The organism is Yersinia sp. 2545 StPb PI, assembly GCF_052217125.1.
GTDB classification, from domain to species: Bacteria; Pseudomonadota; Gammaproteobacteria; order Enterobacterales; family Enterobacteriaceae; genus Yersinia; species Yersinia enterocolitica_E.
Genome location: NZ_JAZGPY010000001.1, coordinates 3,720,280 through 3,740,406, shown reverse-complemented (window position 1 = coordinate 3,740,406; position 20,127 = coordinate 3,720,280). Strand labels below are relative to the sequence as shown.

Here is a 20,127-nt window from a genome sequence, read left to right as displayed (position 1 = left end):
AATTTTGACCAATATCGGAGGTGTTATGCGTCTGGATCGTCTTACTAGCAAATTCCAGCTTGCCCTCGCCGATGCCCAGTCTTTAGCGCTTGGGCGCGACAACCAGTTTATTGAACCGTTACATTTGATGAGCGCACTGCTCAATCAGGATGGGGGGACGGTTCGCCCATTGTTGACCTCGGCGGGTATTAATGTTGCCAGTTTGCGCAGCGACATTGAGCAGGCTTTAGGTCGTCTTCCACAAGTTGAAGGTACCGGCGGTGATGTTCAACCATCAAACGAGCTGGTACGTGTATTGAATCTTTGTGACAAGTTAGCGCAAAAGCGTGCAGATAAGTTTATCTCTTCAGAACTGTTCGTGTTGGCAGTGCTTGAAGACCGCGGCACCTTAACTGACATGTTAAAGGCTGCCGGTGCAACAACTGATAAAATAGATAAGGCAATTGAAAATATGCGTGGTGGTGACAAAGTCGATGATCCAGGCGCCGAAGATCAGCGTCAGGCGTTGAAAAAATTCACTATCGACCTGACTGAGCGTGCAGAGCAGGGGAAACTTGATCCGGTGATTGGCCGTGATGAAGAGATTCGCCGTACTATTCAGGTGTTACAACGTCGTACCAAAAACAACCCGGTATTAATTGGTGAACCCGGTGTCGGTAAAACCGCCATCGTGGAAGGGTTGGCACAACGTATCGTCAATGGCGAAGTGCCTGAAGGCCTGAAACATAAACGTGTGCTGTCATTAGATATGGGCTCACTGATTGCCGGTGCTAAGTATCGTGGTGAATTTGAAGAGCGTCTAAAAGGCGTGTTGAACGATTTATCAAAACAAGAAGGTAGTGTGATCTTGTTTATTGATGAATTGCATACCATGGTTGGCGCTGGGAAAGGCGATGGGGCGATGGATGCTGGTAACATGCTGAAACCTGCGTTAGCGCGCGGTGAACTGCATTGCGTCGGTGCGACCACCCTGGACGAATATCGCCAGTATATAGAGAAGGATGCGGCGCTGGAGCGGCGTTTCCAGAAAGTCTATGTTGCGGAACCGACAGTCGAAGACACCATTGCTATTTTGCGCGGGCTGAAAGAGCGATATGAACTGCATCACCATGTGCAGATCACCGACCCAGCAATTGTTGCCGCGGCAACACTGTCGCACCGTTATATTTCGGATCGCCAGTTACCGGATAAAGCCATTGACCTGATCGATGAAGCCGGTTCCAGTATCCGTATGCAAATGGATTCAAAACCAGAATCATTGGATCGGCTGGAGCGCCGAATTATCCAATTGAAACTGGAACAGCAAGCGCTGAACAAAGAATCCGATGACGCCAGTAAAAAACGGCTGGAAATGCTCAATACCGAATTAGAGCAGAAAGAGCGTGAGTACTCTGAGCTGGAGGAAGAGTGGAAAGCTGAAAAAGCCTCACTGACTGGGACTCAGAATATTAAGACTGAGTTGGAACAGGCCAAAATTACCTTAGAACAGGCTCGACGTGTGGGTGACTTGGCTCGGATGTCAGAACTTCAGTACGGTAAAATCCCTGAGTTGGAAAAACAGCTAGCGGCAGCCAATGCGCTGGAAGGGAAAACCATGAAGTTGCTGCGCAATCGTGTCACTGAGGTTGAGATTGCTGATGTCCTGGCGCGCTGGACGGGTATTCCGGTATCACGCATGCTGGAAAGTGAACGCGATAAACTGCTGCGCATGGAACAAGACCTGCATAAACGTGTCATTGGTCAGGATGAAGCAGTCGAAGCAGTATCCAATGCTATCCGCCGTAGTCGTGCTGGGTTATCAGATCCGAACCGGCCAATTGGTTCCTTCTTATTCTTAGGCCCGACGGGGGTAGGTAAAACTGAATTATGTAAAGCATTGGCCACGTTCTTGTTCGACAGCGACGATGCCATGGTGCGTATTGATATGTCAGAGTTTATGGAGAAACACTCCGTATCTCGGCTGGTTGGTGCACCTCCGGGCTACGTTGGCTATGAGGAAGGTGGTTATCTGACGGAAGCGGTGCGCCGTCGTCCTTATTCTGTAATCTTGTTAGATGAAGTGGAAAAAGCACATCCTGATGTGTTCAACATCTTGTTGCAGGTATTGGATGATGGTCGCTTGACTGACGGGCAGGGGAGAACGGTTGATTTCCGTAACACGGTTGTCATCATGACCTCTAACCTTGGTTCAGATTTGATTCAGGAACGTTTCGGTGAAAGAAGTTATACCGAAATGAAGAATATGGTGATGGAGGTTGTTAGCCATCACTTCCGTCCTGAATTTATTAACCGTATAGATGAGGTGGTTGTCTTCCATCCGCTTGGTCGAGCACATCTGGCCTCAATTGCCAGTATTCAACTGGAGCGGCTGTATAAACGTCTGGAAGAGCGTGGCTATCAGGTTACCATTACTCAACCTGCGTTGGAGTTCCTGGGGGAAACCGGCTTTGATCCTGTTTATGGTGCACGGCCATTGAAACGCGCGATTCAGCAGGAAATCGAGAACCCGCTGGCGCAGCAGATACTTTCCGGCAAATTAATCCCGGGAGTACCTGTTACTTTAGATGTGGAAAACGGGCATATCATTGCCAGACAGTAATCGTTAATCCTCAAGGGGGCGAGAAATCGCCCCCTTTTTGTTTTCTTTTTCGCCATATTTGCGATTTTTGCCGTATTAATGAGCGGTTGAAAAGTTTTTTCAAATTAGGGGTTGCAGGCTGTCAGGAACTCCCTATAATGCGCCTCCACTGACCGGGAACAACGAAACAGACTTCGCCGGGTCAGGAAGCGAAAAGAATGATTTTGACTTCGAAAGAAACCAAAGAAACTCTTGACTCTTCAGCGGGAAAGCGTATTATCTGCCTCCCGCGTTACCGTAAGATTCGCCGAAAGGCAAACGGGTAACGAACGCTCTTTAACAATTTATCAGACAATCTGTGTGGGCACTCGCAAGACGATATCGAAGCCTGTTTCGGCAGGCAGAAGAAATATCAAAGTCTTGAAGAGTGACCAAAGCAGTACACATTTGAACTTCGGTTCGAATGCATATTTGCAGAAAGTAATCTTTGAGCATCGCTGCTTTTATTAGCAGCAAATCAAACAAATCTTAAATTGAAGAGTTTGATCATGGCTCAGATTGAACGCTGGCGGCAGGCCTAACACATGCAAGTCGAGCGGCAGCGGGAAGTAGTTTACTACTTTGCCGGCGAGCGGCGGACGGGTGAGTAATGTCTGGGAAACTGCCTGATGGAGGGGGATAACTACTGGAAACGGTAGCTAATACCGCATGACCTCGCAAGAGCAAAGTGGGGGACCTTCGGGCCTCACGCCATCGGATGTGCCCAGATGGGATTAGCTAGTAGGTGGGGTAATGGCTCACCTAGGCGACGATCCCTAGCTGGTCTGAGAGGATGACCAGCCACACTGGAACTGAGACACGGTCCAGACTCCTACGGGAGGCAGCAGTGGGGAATATTGCACAATGGGCGCAAGCCTGATGCAGCCATGCCGCGTGTGTGAAGAAGGCCTTCGGGTTGTAAAGCACTTTCAGCGAGGAGGAAGGCAGTCGTGTTAATAGCACGGTTGATTGACGTTACTCGCAGAAGAAGCACCGGCTAACTCCGTGCCAGCAGCCGCGGTAATACGGAGGGTGCAAGCGTTAATCGGAATTACTGGGCGTAAAGCGCACGCAGGCGGTTTGTTAAGTCAGATGTGAAATCCCCGCGCTTAACGTGGGAACTGCATTTGAAACTGGCAAGCTAGAGTCTTGTAGAGGGGGGTAGAATTCCAGGTGTAGCGGTGAAATGCGTAGAGATCTGGAGGAATACCGGTGGCGAAGGCGGCCCCCTGGACAAAGACTGACGCTCAGGTGCGAAAGCGTGGGGAGCAAACAGGATTAGATACCCTGGTAGTCCACGCTGTAAACGATGTCGACTTGGAGGTTGTGCCCTTGAGGCGTGGCTTCCGGAGCTAACGCGTTAAGTCGACCGCCTGGGGAGTACGGCCGCAAGGTTAAAACTCAAATGAATTGACGGGGGCCCGCACAAGCGGTGGAGCATGTGGTTTAATTCGATGCAACGCGAAGAACCTTACCTACTCTTGACATCCACAGAACTTAGCAGAGATGCTTCGGTGCCTTCGGGAACTGTGAGACAGGTGCTGCATGGCTGTCGTCAGCTCGTGTTGTGAAATGTTGGGTTAAGTCCCGCAACGAGCGCAACCCTTATCCTTTGTTGCCAGCACGTAATGGTGGGAACTCAAGGGAGACTGCCGGTGATAAACCGGAGGAAGGTGGGGATGACGTCAAGTCATCATGGCCCTTACGAGTAGGGCTACACACGTGCTACAATGGCAGATACAAAGTGAAGCGAACTCGCGAGAGCAAGCGGACCACATAAAGTCTGTCGTAGTCCGGATTGGAGTCTGCAACTCGACTCCATGAAGTCGGAATCGCTAGTAATCGTAGATCAGAATGCTACGGTGAATACGTTCCCGGGCCTTGTACACACCGCCCGTCACACCATGGGAGTGGGTTGCAAAAGAAGTAGGTAGCTTAACCTTCGGGAGGGCGCTTACCACTTTGTGATTCATGACTGGGGTGAAGTCGTAACAAGGTAACCGTAGGGGAACCTGCGGTTGGATCACCTCCTTACCTAACGATACGCATTGCGTAGTGTCCACACAGATTGTCTGATGAATGTAAATGAGCAAGAGCACCTGTTGATGAGGGTGATGATTGTGCAATAAGACCTCGGTATCGAGTTTTTACTGCATCAGTCGTTCGAATGTGTCACCACATTCTCACCTTTACACAAAAATACTGAATCAGTGATTCAGTAGAAATTTTTGTGTCCCCATCGTCTAGAGGCCTAGGACACTGCCCTTTCACGGCTGTAACAGGGGTTCGAATCCCCTTGGGGACGCCACGCCGATAATGTGTGAAAGACATTATCAACTGAATATCTTAAAGATGACTTTAACAAGTCGTGTTTAAGATATTGCTCTTTAACAATCTGGAACAAGCTGAAAATTGAAACAATACAGCTGAAACTTATCTCTCCGTAGAATGACTGAGATAAGGATTAACCTGTATTAGAGTCTCTCAAATAATCGCAATGCCAATGTGCATTCTGATGAAGAGAGTCGCGTGAGCTAAGTGAAGGCAAGGCGTACGGCACGGAGGAAGCGGAGTGAACTTCATGTTCATGAGCATTCCGAGTACCGCACAACGCTGTATTGACGACGCGCAACCGACTTGAACATAAGAAACACCTTTGGGTTGTGAGGTTAAGCGACTAAGCGTACACGGTGGATGCCTAGGCAGTCAGAGGCGATGAAGGGCGTGCTAATCTGCGAAAAGCGTCGGTAAGCTGATATGAAGCGTTATAACCGACGATACCCGAATGGGGAAACCCAGTGCAATTCGTTGCACTATTGCATGGTGAATACATAGCCATGCAAGGCGAACCGGGGGAACTGAAACATCTAAGTACCCCGAGGAAAAGAAATCAACCGAGATTCCCCCAGTAGCGGCGAGCGAACGGGGAAGAGCCCAGAGTCTGAATCAGTTTGTGTGTTAGTGGAAGCGTCTGGAAAGTCGCACGGTACAGGGTGATAGTCCCGTACACCAAAACACACTTGCTGTGAACTCGATGAGTAGGGCGGGACACGTGACATCCTGTCTGAATATGGGGGGACCATCCTCCAAGGCTAAATACTCCTGACTGACCGATAGTGAACCAGTACCGTGAGGGAAAGGCGAAAAGAACCCCGGCGAGGGGAGTGAAATAGAACCTGAAACCGTGTACGTACAAGCAGTGGGAGCCTACTTTGTTGGGTGACTGCGTACCTTTTGTATAATGGGTCAGCGACTTATATTTTGTAGCAAGGTTAACCGAATAGGGGAGCCGTAGGGAAACCGAGTCTTAACTGGGCGTCTAGTTGCAAGGTATAGACCCGAAACCCGGTGATCTAGCCATGGGCAGGTTGAAGGTTGGGTAACACTAACTGGAGGACCGAACCGACTAATGTTGAAAAATTAGCGGATGACTTGTGGCTGGGGGTGAAAGGCCAATCAAACCGGGAGATAGCTGGTTCTCCCCGAAAGCTATTTAGGTAGCGCCTCGTGAACTCATCTTCGGGGGTAGAGCACTGTTTCGGCTAGGGGGTCATCCCGACTTACCAAACCGATGCAAACTCCGAATACCGAAGAATGTTATCACGGGAGACACACGGCGGGTGCTAACGTCCGTCGTGAAGAGGGAAACAACCCAGACCGCCAGCTAAGGTCCCAAAGTCATGGTTAAGTGGGAAACGATGTGGGAAGGCATAGACAGCCAGGATGTTGGCTTAGAAGCAGCCATCATTTAAAGAAAGCGTAATAGCTCACTGGTCGAGTCGGCCTGCGCGGAAGATGTAACGGGGCTAAACCATGCACCGAAGCTGCGGCAGCGACACTTAGGTGTTGTTGGGTAGGGGAGCGTTCTGTAAGCCGTTGAAGGTGACCTGTGAGGGTTGCTGGAGGTATCAGAAGTGCGAATGCTGACATAAGTAACGATAATGCGGGTGAAAAACCCGCACGCCGGAAGACCAAGGGTTCCTGTCCAACGTTAATCGGGGCAGGGTGAGTCGACCCCTAAGGCGAGGCTGAAAAGCGTAGTCGATGGGAAACAGGTTAATATTCCTGTACTTGGTGTTACTGCGAAGGGGGGACGGAGAAGGCTAGGCTAGCCGGGCGACGGTTGTCCCGGTTTAAGCATGTAGGCGGAGTGACTTGGTAAATCCGGTTGCTTATCAACGCTGAGGTGTGATGACGAGCCACTACGGTGGTGAAGTAGTTGATGCCAAGCTTCCAGGAAAAGCCTCTAAGCATCAGGTAACATTAAATCGTACCCCAAACCGACACAGGTGGTCAGGTAGAGAATACTCAGGCGCTTGAGAGAACTCGGGTGAAGGAACTAGGCAAAATGGTGCCGTAACTTCGGGAGAAGGCACGCTGGCATTAGGTAATGGGACTTGCTCCCGGCGCCGAAGCCAGTCGCAGATACCAGCTGGCTGCAACTGTTTAATAAAAACACAGCACTGTGCAAACACGAAAGTGGACGTATACGGTGTGACGCCTGCCCGGTGCTGGAAGGTTAATTGATGGGGTCAGCCGCAAGGCGAAGCTCTTGATCGAAGCCCCAGTAAACGGCGGCCGTAACTATAACGGTCCTAAGGTAGCGAAATTCCTTGTCGGGTAAGTTCCGACCTGCACGAATGGCGTAATGATGGCCAGGCTGTCTCCACCCGAGACTCAGTGAAATTGAACTCGCTGTGAAGATGCAGTGTACCCGCGGCAAGACGGAAAGACCCCGTGAACCTTTACTATAGCTTGACACTGAACATTGAGCCTTGATGTGTAGGATAGGTGGGAGGCATCGAAGTGTGGACGCCAGTCTGCATGGAGCCAACCTTGAAATACCACCCTTTAATGTTTGATGTTCTAACTCGGCCCCGTGATCCGGGGTGAGGACAGTGTCTGGTGGGTAGTTTGACTGGGGCGGTCTCCTCCCAAAGAGTAACGGAGGAGCACGAAGGTTAGCTAATCACGGTCGGACATCGTGAGGTTAGTGCAAAGGCATAAGCTAGCTTGACTGCGAGAGTGACGGCTCGAGCAGGTACGAAAGTAGGTCTTAGTGATCCGGTGGTTCTGAATGGAAGGGCCATCGCTCAACGGATAAAAGGTACTCCGGGGATAACAGGCTGATACCGCCCAAGAGTTCATATCGACGGCGGTGTTTGGCACCTCGATGTCGGCTCATCACATCCTGGGGCTGAAGTAGGTCCCAAGGGTATGGCTGTTCGCCATTTAAAGTGGTACGCGAGCTGGGTTTAGAACGTCGTGAGACAGTTCGGTCCCTATCTGCCGTGGGCGTTGGAAGATTGAGAGGGGCTGCTCCTAGTACGAGAGGACCGGAGTGGACGAATCACTGGTGTTCGGGTTGTCATGCCAATGGCATTGCCCGGTAGCTAAATTCGGAAGAGATAACCGCTGAAAGCATCTAAGCGGGAAACTTGCCTCGAGATGAGTCTTCCCTGGGGCTTTAAGCCCCCTGAAGGAACGTTAAAGACTATGACGTTGATAGGCTGGGTGTGTAAGTGCAGCGATGCATTGAGCTAACCAGTACTAATGATCCGTGAGGCTTAACCTTACAACACCAAAGGTGTTTTAGATTTGAGAGATAGAAATTTTCAGCGAAGTTCCGAGATTGGGCTGGCTGGCTGTGTGGAGACATATAGCGGGTTTAGTTTAGACAGAATTTGCCTGGCGGCCATAGCGCGGTGGTCCCACCTGATCCCATGCCGAACTCAGAAGTGAAACGCCGTAGCGCCGATGGTAGTGTGGGGTCTCCCCATGCGAGAGTAGGACACTGCCAGGCATCAAATAAGCAAAAGAGGCTACCCTAACGGGTGGCCTTTTTTGTTTGTCTGTTGTGCAGGTTCGACTTGAGCATGATATGCGACAAATTGCGCTTGCGCTGGCCCCGGAGGGGGGAGACTCATCCTCAAGATGAGACGAATATTGTAGGAAAAAAGCGTCAGGAGCGATTTTAACGTTGCTTGCAACGGCCCGAAGGGCGAATGGTAGGAATGCCATTCGTATACTGCCAGGCATCAAATAAAACCGAGACCCCATGCCAAAAGCGTGGGGTTTTTGCTATGGGCAGAATAGTGAAATAGGTATAAATAGTGACCTTAGAGTAGTTGCGTCGCAGGGCTCATAGTCAGACGAGTCAAATATTGCAGGGGCAGGTGAGTCAAATCCGGCCGTCACAGCGATGAATAAAACAAAAGGCTACCTTGATAGGTGGCTTTTTTTGTTTATGGATTTAGCTGTGAGGATTTGAACCAGGTAAGTAAGGTTTTATCGTAGGAATAGCGTGTTTATTGCTGTAGTGGGGTCAGTTTGCCGCTTGATAAAGGCTGTAACCTGTCATTGCACCGGCGACGTCCCAGGCAAAATCCTTCCAGCTCCAGCCAGTCCCACCTTGACGACTATCATATAACTCCTTACCCGCCCCGATCCCGATAGAAAACAGCAGGCCAAAATTACGGCTCTTGGCATCGGACCAATTTTGATGTTCACCATAGGCAGTGCCAGCGGCGGCTAAAACGGCGGAGGCAAAGAAATGTTGTGCCTTATCTTTCCCAGTCCAATTATCATTAGCCATATGCGTGCATGCAGAACTGAGAAAAAACAGTGGGGCGATAAGTAATGGGCGAAGATAAGGTGGGCACCACATGCCGTCTCTCCTCTGGCTAGATACAAAAAACCCGGCATGTAACCGGGCTTTCATATTTATAGAATGCGGCTAATCAGCCGATCGATACGGATCCTGCGCAAACGACGGATCAATTTGCGAACCTTGACTGGATATTGCTGAATATTCTCAAGCTCAAGGTAATGTGAAACAACTTTAGTATGAGTACGGATACACTCCAGCTCTTTAGCGCGCTGCTCGTGCATCTCATGCTTAGGATCGTGGATCAAAATGGCATTTTCCAGATCCAAACGCCATGCGCGTGGATTCAGGTTATTACCGGTAATCAACTGCCAATTATTATCAACCCACATTCCTTTCAGATGATAAGTATTGTCGCCATCTTTCCACAGGCGCACGATTAATTGCCCGCTATCGACAAAACGCTGTAAGCGACTCAGGAAGCGACGCAGGTTGATTTCGTATAAGTAAGGTAACGCGCCAATAATCTTAAACGGTTGATCTTCTGGAATATAAAAGTCATTTGCTGTTTTGTCACCAACAATAATCTCGACCTGTTTGCCTTCACGCAGTAGATAAATGATATTGCGGACTAACAGTGCTGGCAGATTAAAGTAAGGTGTACAAATAGTGAGTCGTTCGTCAGCGGAGGCCATTAAATGATGAATTGTTTTATTCAGTTGACTCTTTTTGCCTAAGCCAACCAATGGGGTGACGGCCAGTTCATCATTACTCGCTTGTGCCGGAAATTGATAGCCGATGTCGCGCAGTGACGAGCGAAACTGTCGGGTCTCATTTTTAATCTCAGGATTGGTCGGCCGATCAGCACGATCCAAGCGTTGCACCGCTCCTGCACTTAGCATCCGTTGTTTCACGTAATCGACCATAATTTCGGCCAATGATGGGTTCGTGATTAATTGGTATCGGTCATAACGATACTTATCGTTTTGATAGAGGTAGACATCATTGATACTGGCACCACTGTAAATCACAGTATCATCAATGATAAAACCTTTCAGATGCAACACGCCGAGTGCTTCGCGAGTATTGACTGGAACACCGTAAATCGGAACGCAAACATTCTGATGATTGGCCGCCATTTCACAGTACCAATCAGCATTGGTATTGACCGCTGCGGCTCCAATACGCCCACGTTGTGCGCGGTGCCAGTCTACCAGCACGCAAATCTCCAGTTCTGGGCGCTGAAGCTTAGCCTGATAGAGGGCATTCATTACGTCCCGGCCTGCATCATCCTGCTCCAGGTAGAGCGCCACCAGATAAATACGTTTGGTCGCCAGGCCTATTAAATCCAGCAGAGTGGAGCGGAAAACCTTGGGGCAATAAAGTGTTTGGACATCATCAACTGACTGAGGGAGTTTGGGCAGTTGTGCAAGGTGTTGTTGATGTTTACTACGTTTGAATTTTGACAACATCACAGTGCGCTTCTTCTCTTGTTATTTGATGGCAGAACCGCCATATCCTAAAAACACTAATCCATTGAGTTGGGCGATAATACCACTACTTTCGCGGATTGTGCGCAAGTTTTGCCTGCCAAAGACCGAATCGTTTGGGGTTGTGGTATATATCACGGTGATTCATGTAACTGAAATCAAAGTGTCAGCTCCAGATTAACGATCCCATCTTCCATCTGTACATCAATACTAAAACCGAGTTTTTTAGCTAAACCGATCATGCCACGGTTGTTGGGCATGGTGACTGCGGTTAACCGTGTTAACCCATGGCTGCGAGTATACTGAATCATCTTTTCTAATAGTTCCCGCCCCAGACCCAGCCCTTTAAGGTCTGAGCGCACCAACACGGCAAACTCGGCGTCAATATTGTCAGGGTCAGACAATGCGCGCGTGACGCCAATAATTTCAGGGCCATTATTTTTTTGGCGCACAGCGACAAATGCCATTTCTCGATCATAGTCAATCTGCGTCATATTCGCCAAATCATCATGGCTGAATTCATTTATTTCACTGAAGTAGCGATAGTAGAGATCTTCTTTAGTGACTTGATCAATAAACAATTTTAGTAGTGGTTCATCTTCTGGCAAAATTGGGCGGAACAGACAGTGAGAACCATCTTTAAGTTCGACCTTTTGTTCCAACTCGTGTGGATAGGGGCGGATCGCCAACCGTGCCTGCGGATCGCCGCTGACAGGTGCCAGTTGCATCGAAACATCCAACAGCGTGAATTCGCTGCCTGACGCAAGTACCGGGTGAATATCTAACCGGCTGATTTCGGGGCAATCGAGAATTAGATTAGAGACTTGTACCAGTAAACGGCTCAAGCCAGGGATATCCAAGGGTTGTAATGATCCACGGCTGCGAATTTTGCCGCCTTTGACCGCTTGTATAATCAGGTAGCGGGCCAGTGCCATATTGAGTGGCGGCAGCGCGACGGCGGCCTGAGTTTCATGATGCCATTCGATGCCACCTTCACCTAACATGATCAACGGGCCGAAAATCGCATCTTGCTCTACTGCAATTCGCAATTCCTGAGCGCCTGCGCGGTTCGCCATACTTTGCACCAGCAACCCGTGGATACGGGCTTGCGGATAAGTGCGCCTTACCCGGTCAAGAATATCGTCAGCAGCCCGCTGTACTTCAATTGCGGTACGAAGATACAGCATTACGCCCTGGACTTCTGACTTGTGCGGGATATCCGGCGAGCGTAGTTTGATGGCAACCGGATAGCCCAATCGTTCGGCGATATGCACCGCTTCTACGCTGTCACTGGCAATCCAGGTTGGCAGTGTGCTGAGGCCATAAGCTTCAAGTATCGGTTGTACTTCATGGGTATCAAGCTGGGTGGCACCTTCTGCCAGCGCCTGGCGAATCAACTGATGCACGTGGGCGGTGTTGGCGGTGAGGCCGACAGGCAGCGCAGGTGTCTCTTTCAATTGCTTCTGGTTACGGCGATATTCCACCATATGCATAAAGGCAGTAATCGCCCCTTCCGGTGTGCGATAGGTGGGGATCCCGGCTTCGGTGAACAGTCGGCGTGCATCTTGCGATGAATATTCACCACACCAGTTAGTGAGCAGAGTAAGGCGCTTGCCACGTGGGTGCTGACGGATAGCGGAAATCAGTAATTCTGCTGTTTTGCTCCCTGGCGCAGCAGCGCTCGGGGAATGAATCAGCAATAGCGCATCGTAGTCGGTACTGTCCAGTAGCGGTTTAAGCGCCGCCAGATAGCGCTCAGCGCTGGCATCATCGCGCAAGTCTATGGGGTTACGTAAGGAAACAAAAGAGGGTAGCACGGCACTCAGCGCCGATTGGGTGGTATCAGACAGTGTTGCCAACTTGCCATTACGGCTGATCAGCTCATCCAGCGCCATGGCCGCCGGGGCGGAACCATTGCTGACGATCAATAACCGTTCACCCCGTAGTGGGTGCATGTGGCTGAGTGTTTCGACGGCGGAGAATAGCTCGTGAGTATCCTGCACCCGCAGCAGGCCTGCCCGCTGAATCGCCGCATCATAAGCCGCGTCCAGCCCTTGCTGACCATTTAGCAACTGCTGAGCACGTTGTGTGCGGCCACTTTTGACCACCAGAATCGGTTTATTGCGCGAAGCGCTGCGCGAGGCGGATAAAAACCGGCGCGCATCACTGATATGTTCGATATACAGCATAATGGCACTGGTTTTGCCATCTCTGGCCAGGAAATCGAGTAAGTCATCGACATCAATATCCAGGCTGTCACCCAGCGCAATAAAATACGAGAAGCCAACTTCCCGCTGCTGCGCCCAGTCGAGAATGGTGTTGGCAACCGCGGCTGATTGAGAGATAAATGCCAGCCGCCCTTTCTTGATGGGAACGGGTGAGAAACTGGCATTTAACCCTTGCCACGGAGCCAGCAAGCCCAGGCTGTTGGGGCCAAGTAAGCGCATATGATGGCGTTGCGCGCAGGCTTTCAGCTCTGGGAACTGTTCGGTTGCGGCAGACAGAATGATGACTGCTTTACAGCCACGGATGCCGAGATCTTCCAACAGGGCCAAATTGCGGCTGTCATGAGTACACAAAATCGTCAGATCGGGCGTAATCGGCAGGCTAGCGATATCTGCGTAAGCCAATACACCACATACTGCTTTATGGGTTGGGGTCACCGGTAGAATAGGGCCATTGAAGCCGCCATCCAGCAAATTACGCATCATCAGGAAACCGGCGCGATCCGGTTTTTCAGAAGCGCCGATAACCGCAATAGACTTCGGGCGTAGTAGTGCTTCTAATCCACGTTGGCTCATCGTTTATCCCCGTTATCTTTCAAGTTGCAGGTGTGTTGGCTGCGCTCACTCAGCCTGCGGGCTCGCATCAATACTGTTCAAACTGGTTCCAGAACGATTCGCCGCCTTTCTGCGCCCTGAAATCTATTGGGTATAAGTTAAAGACAGCTTATCTGATTTTATGTGCTTTCTTCGACAGTTGCTGTGACTCGCCCCACTGGATGGTGAGGTTTTCCCGCTAAATATTGCTGGCGGAAATAGAGGAAATGGGCCGTTAATTGGTCTGCGGCCTGAATATCACCCGCTTGTTGTAGCAGAGCAGCGGCGACTTCGACCGTGCAGTGTTGCTCTGGGCGTGGGGCTTCGCGTAACAGATAATCCGAGCTATTAGTGACATTGAGTGACAGCATCGGCAGGTCAGCCAGATAGGGACTTTTGCGGAACATCTTTTTGGCTTCGTTCCAGGTGCCGTCCAGCAGTATAAATAGCGGAGGCTTATCGCTAATGGGCAAGTGATTAAGTATCTGCCGTGGCGGTTCAGCGTATTTTTCTGGGAATACGACATATGGCTGACGCGCAGGGTCGCCAATGGCCGCCAGCAATGCAGGGTCAACTTCAGTGCGCGCCCAGAGAAAGGCTTGGGTGTCGGGTAGAATATCTGCGATCAAGCGGCCGGTATTGCTGGGTTTTAGGGGTTCGGTATCAAACATAATCAGGCAAAAGCGGCTGGCGGCTGGCTGCGGTTTTATGGTATCGCACAAACAAAAACGCTCTGCCAACAGGCAGCCCTGACAACGTATTGCGCGACAGCCACGGGCACGATAGGCGCGCGTGGATGCGGCTAAACGCTGCCGGCGTAAACGCAGTACGGCATTTTCCGTCGTGAGGATCGTATCTAATAAAGCATGGTCAGTGATCAATATTTCAGTCACGACGGACTCCTGATGAAATAGCGCTATTCTAATCAACCCATACGCTTAGTCATACCATAAAACAAAAAAACAATGCCCCGACAAAAAACTGTCAGGGCATCAATCTCACCGGGCGACTACGTTGCGCCGAGACGCGATAAATGAGTTAAACTAGCTTATCGGGCGGCTGGCTCTACTGATAATTGCTCATCTAGCCAATGATCAAAAGGCGCTTTTGGCAATGCGCCACTGAGCATGTCGACCATTTTACCGTTGCGGTACAGCATAATAGTAGGAATGCTGCGGATACGGAAACGGGTACTAAGCTCGGGTTCGGCTTCGGTGTTAACTTTGACGAAACGGACTTTTCCGGCGCGTTCTGCGGCAACATCTTCAAAGATAGGCGCGAAGCTGCGGCAAGGCCCGCACCACGGAGCCCAGAAGTCGATGACCACCGGCAGGTCATCTTGCAGCAATTTATCCAGCGTTTCAGTGGTGGCGTTAATCACCTCGCCATCAAATAAAGAGTGGCCGCAGCGCCCACATTTAGCGCCGTCATCAATACGTTCTTCCGGTAGGCGGTTAGTCGCCATACAAGCTGTACATACCGTATTCATAAATTAGCCTTTATTTAGTGTCTCAATAGATAGAAGAGAAAACATCGCTGACTTGTTTCCTTGTTGTTATCTATTATGGAGATAAATGGGATAAGTGCCAAAAAGGTTTATTCGATGAATACGATAGTTGCTAGCTTTTAGCGCTTGCTTATGGCTAACCGGGCGGACATCAGGTAATCTTCGCGCCCTGCGCGTTGGTGGAGAAGACAATGAACGATTCATTTAGTGGCAAAAACGGCAAAGTTAAAGTGATGTACGTCCGCAGTGACGAAAGCAGCAGTGACGACCGTAACAACAATAACCGTAGTAAAAACCAGCGTCCGGCAAGCAAAGGTCGTCCAGGTGACAATGCGAGTCGGGGCAGTTCATCGCGTAATAATGATTCACGTCGTAATGATTCCGGCCGTAATGAACGCGTGAGTCCTAGCCGCCCGGCACGTTCTGAAGGCAATGGCCCTTACGATTCACCGTGGAAAACGGTATCCCGTGCGCCATCAGAAGAGCCAGAGTTTGATCATGGTGGCATCAGCGGTAAAAGTCATGTAGATCCGGCGCAATTGCGCCGTCAGCGGGCTGAAGAAACACGTGTTTATGGTGAGAATGCTTGTAAGGCATTGTTTGAAAGCCGCCCAGACGCTATCGTCCGCGCCTGGTTTGTGCAGTCAGTTACCCCTCGTTTTCGCGAAGCGTTGAAATGGATGGCGGCTAACCGCAAGGCTTATCATGTGGTTGAAGAAGAGGAGCTGGCGAAGGCTTCTGGCACTGAACACCATGGTGGTGTGTGCTTCCTTATCAAGAAACGTCAGGGTCTGGATGCAGAAACCTATCTGCAACAGCAGACTCAGGCTAAAGATTGTGTACTGGCGCTGGAAGATGTGGGTAACCCACATAACCTCGGCGGCATTATGCGGACCTGTGCGCATTTCGGTATTAACGGCGTGTTGTTGCAAGATCCGGCGATGCTGGAATCGGGTGCTGCAGTGCGTACGGCTGAAGGTGGTGCGGAGCATATCAAGGCTATCAATGCAGACGATTTCCTCTCGGTATTGGATACCTTCCGTAAAGCCGGTTACACCATCGTGACCACATCGAGTCATAAAGGTGTCAGTCTGTCAAAAGCTGAACTGCCTGCCAAAATGGTGCTGGTATTAGGTCAAGAGAGTGATGGCCTGACCGACAGTGCCTGGCAGCAGGGCGATATGAGTGTGTCTATCGGCGGTACTGGCCGGGTAGAAAGCCTGAATGTGTCAGTGGCAACCGGTATTTTGCTGTCGGAGTGGTGGCGTCAGAATAGCGCCCAATAATACCCTGGTCCTTGCAGCAGCAGGGTTGTTAGCGGCATTGCTTGCTGCCTACCTGCAACTCCAATGACTTTGGGTATATCATTGAGCTAGAAAAATAAAAAAGGGCGCTGATGATAAGTCAGTGCCCTTTTTGTTGCTCAGCGTTAGCCGCTAGTGCGCACCGCCGCCGCCACCGGAGGTAAAGGGTGGCTTGGCAAACCACACCAGCGCCAGCAGCAGCAGGAATACCCCCGCCGAGAGCCAGAAGATCTCATTTGCTGAGATAATCAGCCCCTGATTGGTAATTTCCCGTGCCAGATAAGCCGAGGCTTGTTGCTGATTCATCCCCAGTTTTTCCAACTCCTGATACATCAATGTCGCATTCGGGTTGAACGGGTTAACAAACTCGGTCAGTTGCGAATGGTGCATCGATTCTCTTTGCGTCCAGAGCGTTGTGGTGATGGAGGTACCAATCGATCCCGCCAAGGTTCGCAGGAAGTTAGACAAACTGGATGCTGCGGCCATGCGCTCTGGCGGCAAGCCAGATAACGTAATGGCGGTCAGTGGCATAAAGAAGCAGGCAATAGCAAAGCCTTGCACAAATTGTGGCCACGCCGATGCACCAAAATCCATTCCCGGTTCGAATGTGTAAGCCCGCCAGTAGAAACATACCGCATACATAATGAAGCTGAAGGTGACTAACTGTCGCATATCAATTCGATGAGAGAAGCGGCCAATGATCGGTGATAACAGCACCGGCAATATGCCTACCGGCGCAGATGCCAAGCCAGCCCAGGTGGCGGTGTAGCCATATACCTCCTGTAGTAGTTGTGGCAGCAAGACAATAGCGCCAAAGTACAACATATAGGCCAGGCTGATACACAAGCAACCAATGGTAAAGTTTCTCGATTTGAATAACGAGAGATCAATCACTGGGTGGTCGTCGGTTAGTTCCCAGACTATCAAGAAGGTAATGGCAATCACGGCAATGACCGTCAGGACGATAATCTCGGTCGAGTTAAACCAATCCAGCTCCTTACCTTGGTCAAGCATGATTTGTAACGCGCCGATCCCAACCACCAATAGCACCAGCCCCACCGTATCAATGGGTTTGATTTCAGTTTTGGTCTCACGCCCTTTTAAGGTACTGCCTGCGACCAAAATAACCACCAGCCCGATAGGGATGTTGATAAAGAAGATCCAGCCCCAGTGATAGTTATCGCTGATATAACCGCCGAGGATCGGCCCAAATATCGGGGCCACGACAATTGTCATCGACCACAATGCCAAGGCCATACTTCGCTTGGCTGGCGGATAATTATTCAGTAACAGGCTTTGCGATAGCGGAATCAATGGCCCTGCGACCAATCCCTGAATCACCCGGAAGAAGATAAGCATCCCCAGGCTGTTGGAAATACCACACAACCATGAAGCCAGAGCAAATAGTCCGGTTGCCCACAGGAACAGGCGCACTTCACCAATGCGCTTGGCCAGCCAGCCGGTGATGGGGATCGAAATAGCATTTGCCACCCCGAACGAAGTAATAACCCAAGTGCCTTGCGAATTGGATGAGCCTAAATCACCGGCAATAGTAGGAATAGCCACGTTTGCAATGGTGGAGTCCAACACCTGCATGAAGGTTGCTAATGATAGCGCGACCGTCATCCAGGCGAGTTGGGCACCCTCAAGCGGTTTTTGTGCCACAGAGGCCTCCGGCGCGCTTAACTTGCATTTGCATCAACATTAACCCGCATTCGCATGAACAATGTCGCTAATCATTTGATTAACCGGTGCTAAATCCAGTGACAGCGCGTTAGTTACAAATGCAGGTTCTTTACGCACATTTTGTGCCAGCACTTGGCCGTCGGTATTGGCGGTATCCACTCTAACCGTGGTAGACAGGCCAATACGCAGCGGATGTTCAGCCAGTTGTTTGTTATCCAGTTCGATACGGACTGGCAGGCGCTGAACCACTTTAATCCAGTTACCGGTGGCATTTTGCGCCGGTAACAGTGAGAAGGCGCTGCCGGTCCCCATGTCCAGACCAACCACTTTCCCCTGATAAACCACGTCATCACCATAGAAATCAGTTATGACTGTGGCGCTTTGGCCAATGCGCATATTCGCTAACTGTGTCTCTTTAAAGTTAGCGTCAACCCACATCTGGTTTGCCGGGATAACTGCCATTAATGGCGCGCCATTGGCAATTTCAGCACCCACTTGCACACTGCGGCGTGAAACAAAACCGTCTACCGGGCTGACAACTTTGGTCCGTTGCAAGGAGAGCCAGGCATCACGTAACTTGGCCGCAGCCTGCTCGACAGCCGGTTGTTTTTCTAATGGGGTATTTAAAACCAATGCCTGATTGGCATTGTATTGTGCAATCGCAACATCCAGCGAAGCCTGTGCGGCATCGACGGCATCACGGGCGTGTTGCAGCTCTTCACGGCCAATGACATTAGCCGAACCGAGCACCACACGGCGTTGTAGGTCATTTTGTGATTTACTCAGTTCAGTTTTTTTCAGGGCAATATTCGCCTGATACTGCTTACTGTTAATCATGAGCTGGTGGGTTTGACGCACACTGTTAGCCAGTGCGGTTTTTGCCTGCTCAAACGCCTGTTCGGCATCAGTTGGGTCAAGAGCCAGCAGTACATCGCCACTTTTAACAAAATCTGTATTTTCGAAATTGACACTGACTACGCTGCCGGGAACCTGCGACATGATCTGTATCTGGTTGCCTGAAATATAAGCATTATCAGTCTCTTGATGATGACGTAACACCAAGAACCAATAAATAAAATAGGCCACGCCAAGGATGATAAAAATAACCGTCAGGAGAAGAAGTATGCGTTTACGTTGCTTCTTCTTGTTCTGCGGTTGTTGCGGGATTTGAGCTTCCGCGCTTGTACTCATGGTCTTCCCCACATTTTATATTGTTTTATTTTGTGAACCCTCATTGACCGGGGCCTGATGACCACCACCCAATGAACGGATCAAACTAATCTTGGCCTGCAATAAATGGTTGCTGGCGCTAAGTTCCGATTGTTGCTGTTGTAGATATTGTGATTCGGTTACCAACAGCTCATCACTGCCGATAATCCCAGTTTTATAACGGACGTTGGGCTGCAATATCCGGGTATTAGCCGAGTAAATCAATCGTCAGTTCAGCCCTTAAAAAATGGCGAACAAAGGCGTGAGTCTCCAGCTATGTGGGGATCGCATAGTTGTTTACTTGGATCAAGTAATGCGCCTGGATAGATATATTGGAATTACTGCTCCGGTACTTCCATTTGATCTAAACGAGACAGTAACTTGCGCGTCAGCGTTTCAAGCTGTTGCTGTTCGTCAGCGTCTAGGGTTGACCAAAGAAAATGCAGACATTTATGTTGTGGGGGCAGCAGCTGATTCAAAAACTCAACGCCCGCCTCGGTCAGATGCAAATGCAAACAACGGCGGTCATTGTGGCTTTCGCGGCGCTCAATCCAACCTTTCTTTTCCAGTTCGTCAGCAATGCGGGTCGCATTGGTGCGCGAAGAACCCAGTGCCGCACTCAGTTCAGACGGTTGGATACTGCGACTTTCCTGCGCATCCAGCGTAATTAATGCCATAAATAAGGTTTCGTTAATTCCTTGTGCTTTCAGCATCTTGTTGCGATTTTCTAGCAACTTACTGTGCATATGCATACACAAGCGTGTCAGTAGAATTTCCTGATAAGGGAAATCTTTCTGGCGTTTGGCACGAAAATTAAGCATCTGTTCTATAGGACTAAACGAACTTTCCATTATAATGAGCCTCATTAATTTCAAATGGTACAGTAAC

10 protein-coding genes, 1 tRNA gene, 3 rRNA genes and 1 pseudogene are annotated in these 20,127 nt (G+C 50.1%); 6 read left to right on the top strand and 9 right to left on the bottom strand.

All coding sequences use genetic code 11. From position 1 onward, the window contains the following. Positions 1 to 25 precede the first annotated feature (25 nt). The 5 genes from clpB (at position 26) to rrf (ending at position 8,420) form a co-directional block, all read left to right on the top strand. Positions 26 to 2,599, top strand: a complete 2,574-nt coding sequence (clpB, locus tag V1955_RS17500) for an ATP-dependent chaperone ClpB (protein ID WP_372558124.1) — start codon at positions 26 to 28, stop codon at positions 2,597 to 2,599. Between the two features lie 509 nt (positions 2,600 to 3,108). Further along, a 16S ribosomal RNA gene (locus tag V1955_RS17495) occupies positions 3,109 to 4,651 on the top strand. A 198-nt stretch (positions 4,652 to 4,849) separates the two neighbouring features. Further along, a tRNA-Glu gene (locus tag V1955_RS17490) sits at positions 4,850 to 4,925 on the top strand. A gap of 359 nt (positions 4,926 to 5,284) precedes the next feature. Continuing rightward, positions 5,285 to 8,192 (top strand): 23S ribosomal RNA (locus V1955_RS17485). 112 nt (positions 8,193 to 8,304) lie between these two features. Further along, positions 8,305 to 8,420: ribosomal RNA gene (rrf, locus tag V1955_RS17480) — 5S ribosomal RNA — on the top strand. Together the 16S, 23S and 5S rRNA genes with 1 tRNA gene alongside form the textbook arrangement of a ribosomal RNA operon. A gap of 522 nt (positions 8,421 to 8,942) precedes the next feature. Here the strand turns inward: rrf and V1955_RS17475 are convergent. The 5 genes from V1955_RS17475 to trxC all read right to left on the bottom strand — a co-directional run bounded on the left by V1955_RS17475 (position 8,943) and on the right by trxC (position 15,022). Then, a complete protein-coding gene (locus tag V1955_RS17475) occupies positions 8,943 to 9,284 on the bottom strand; it encodes a YfiM family lipoprotein (protein ID WP_083160207.1) in 342 nt (113 codons plus the stop codon). A 56-nt stretch (positions 9,285 to 9,340) separates the two neighbouring features. Continuing rightward, entirely contained in the window at positions 9,341 to 10,693 is a 1,353-nt protein-coding gene (gene pssA / locus V1955_RS17470) for a CDP-diacylglycerol--serine O-phosphatidyltransferase (protein WP_442821455.1), read from the bottom strand. A gap of 179 nt (positions 10,694 to 10,872) precedes the next feature. After that, on the bottom strand, positions 10,873 to 13,515 hold the full coding sequence (locus V1955_RS17465) for a bifunctional acetate--CoA ligase family protein/GNAT family N-acetyltransferase (RefSeq protein ID WP_442821229.1): 2,643 nt from the start codon (positions 13,513 to 13,515) through the stop codon (positions 10,873 to 10,875). Between the two features lie 158 nt (positions 13,516 to 13,673). Next, positions 13,674 to 14,426 (bottom strand): tRNA-uridine aminocarboxypropyltransferase, encoded by a 753-nt coding sequence (locus tag V1955_RS17460; RefSeq protein ID WP_083160201.1) that lies wholly within the window; start codon positions 14,424 to 14,426, stop codon positions 13,674 to 13,676. Between the two features lie 155 nt (positions 14,427 to 14,581). Next, on the bottom strand, positions 14,582 to 15,022 hold the full coding sequence (trxC, locus tag V1955_RS17455) for a thioredoxin TrxC (RefSeq protein ID WP_372568735.1): 441 nt from the start codon (positions 15,020 to 15,022) through the stop codon (positions 14,582 to 14,584). A gap of 209 nt (positions 15,023 to 15,231) precedes the next feature. Between trxC and V1955_RS17450 the strand changes: the two genes are divergently transcribed. Next, entirely contained in the window at positions 15,232 to 16,326 is a 1,095-nt protein-coding gene (locus V1955_RS17450; RefSeq protein ID WP_083160197.1) for a tRNA/rRNA methyltransferase, read from the top strand. A gap of 150 nt (positions 16,327 to 16,476) precedes the next feature. Here the strand turns inward: V1955_RS17450 and emrB are convergent, their stop codons facing one another. The 4 genes and pseudogenes from emrB to mprA all read right to left on the bottom strand — a co-directional run bounded on the left by emrB (position 16,477) and on the right by mprA (position 20,090). Further along, complete coding sequence (gene emrB, locus V1955_RS17445; protein ID WP_083160195.1) at positions 16,477 to 18,009, bottom strand: multidrug efflux MFS transporter permease subunit EmrB; 1,533 nt, start codon at positions 18,007 to 18,009, stop codon at positions 16,477 to 16,479. Positions 18,010 to 18,048: 39 nt separating this feature from the next. Beyond that, complete coding sequence (emrA, locus tag V1955_RS17440; RefSeq protein WP_083160193.1) at positions 18,049 to 19,221, bottom strand: multidrug efflux MFS transporter periplasmic adaptor subunit EmrA; 1,173 nt, start codon at positions 19,219 to 19,221, stop codon at positions 18,049 to 18,051. 15 nt (positions 19,222 to 19,236) lie between these two features. Then, positions 19,237 to 19,428: pseudogene (locus tag V1955_RS17435) on the bottom strand (efflux transporter outer membrane subunit); the annotation flags it as partial. 149 nt (positions 19,429 to 19,577) lie between these two features. After that, positions 19,578 to 20,090 carry a transcriptional repressor MprA gene (gene mprA, locus V1955_RS17430; protein WP_083160191.1) on the bottom strand — a complete coding sequence of 171 codons (513 nt, stop codon included), beginning with the start codon at positions 20,088 to 20,090 and terminating at the stop codon, positions 19,578 to 19,580. Positions 20,091 to 20,127: the final 37 nt, after the last annotated feature.

Coding starts and splice junctions, on each gene's coding strand:
- clpB (WP_372558124.1), top strand. CDS start 26: ATGCGTCTGGATCGTCTTACTAGCAAATTCCAGCTTGCCCTCGCCGAT.
- V1955_RS17475 (WP_083160207.1), bottom strand. CDS start 9,284: ATGTGGTGCCCACCTTATCTTCGCCCATTACTTATCGCCCCACTGTTT.
- V1955_RS17465 (WP_442821229.1), bottom strand. CDS start 13,515: ATGAGCCAACGTGGATTAGAAGCACTACTACGCCCGAAGTCTATTGCG.
- trxC (WP_372568735.1), bottom strand. CDS start 15,022: ATGAATACGGTATGTACAGCTTGTATGGCGACTAACCGCCTACCGGAA.
- V1955_RS17450 (WP_083160197.1), top strand. CDS start 15,232: ATGAACGATTCATTTAGTGGCAAAAACGGCAAAGTTAAAGTGATGTAC.
- emrA (WP_083160193.1), bottom strand. CDS start 19,221: ATGAGTACAAGCGCGGAAGCTCAAATCCCGCAACAACCGCAGAACAAG.
- mprA (WP_083160191.1), bottom strand. CDS start 20,090: ATGGAAAGTTCGTTTAGTCCTATAGAACAGATGCTTAATTTTCGTGCC.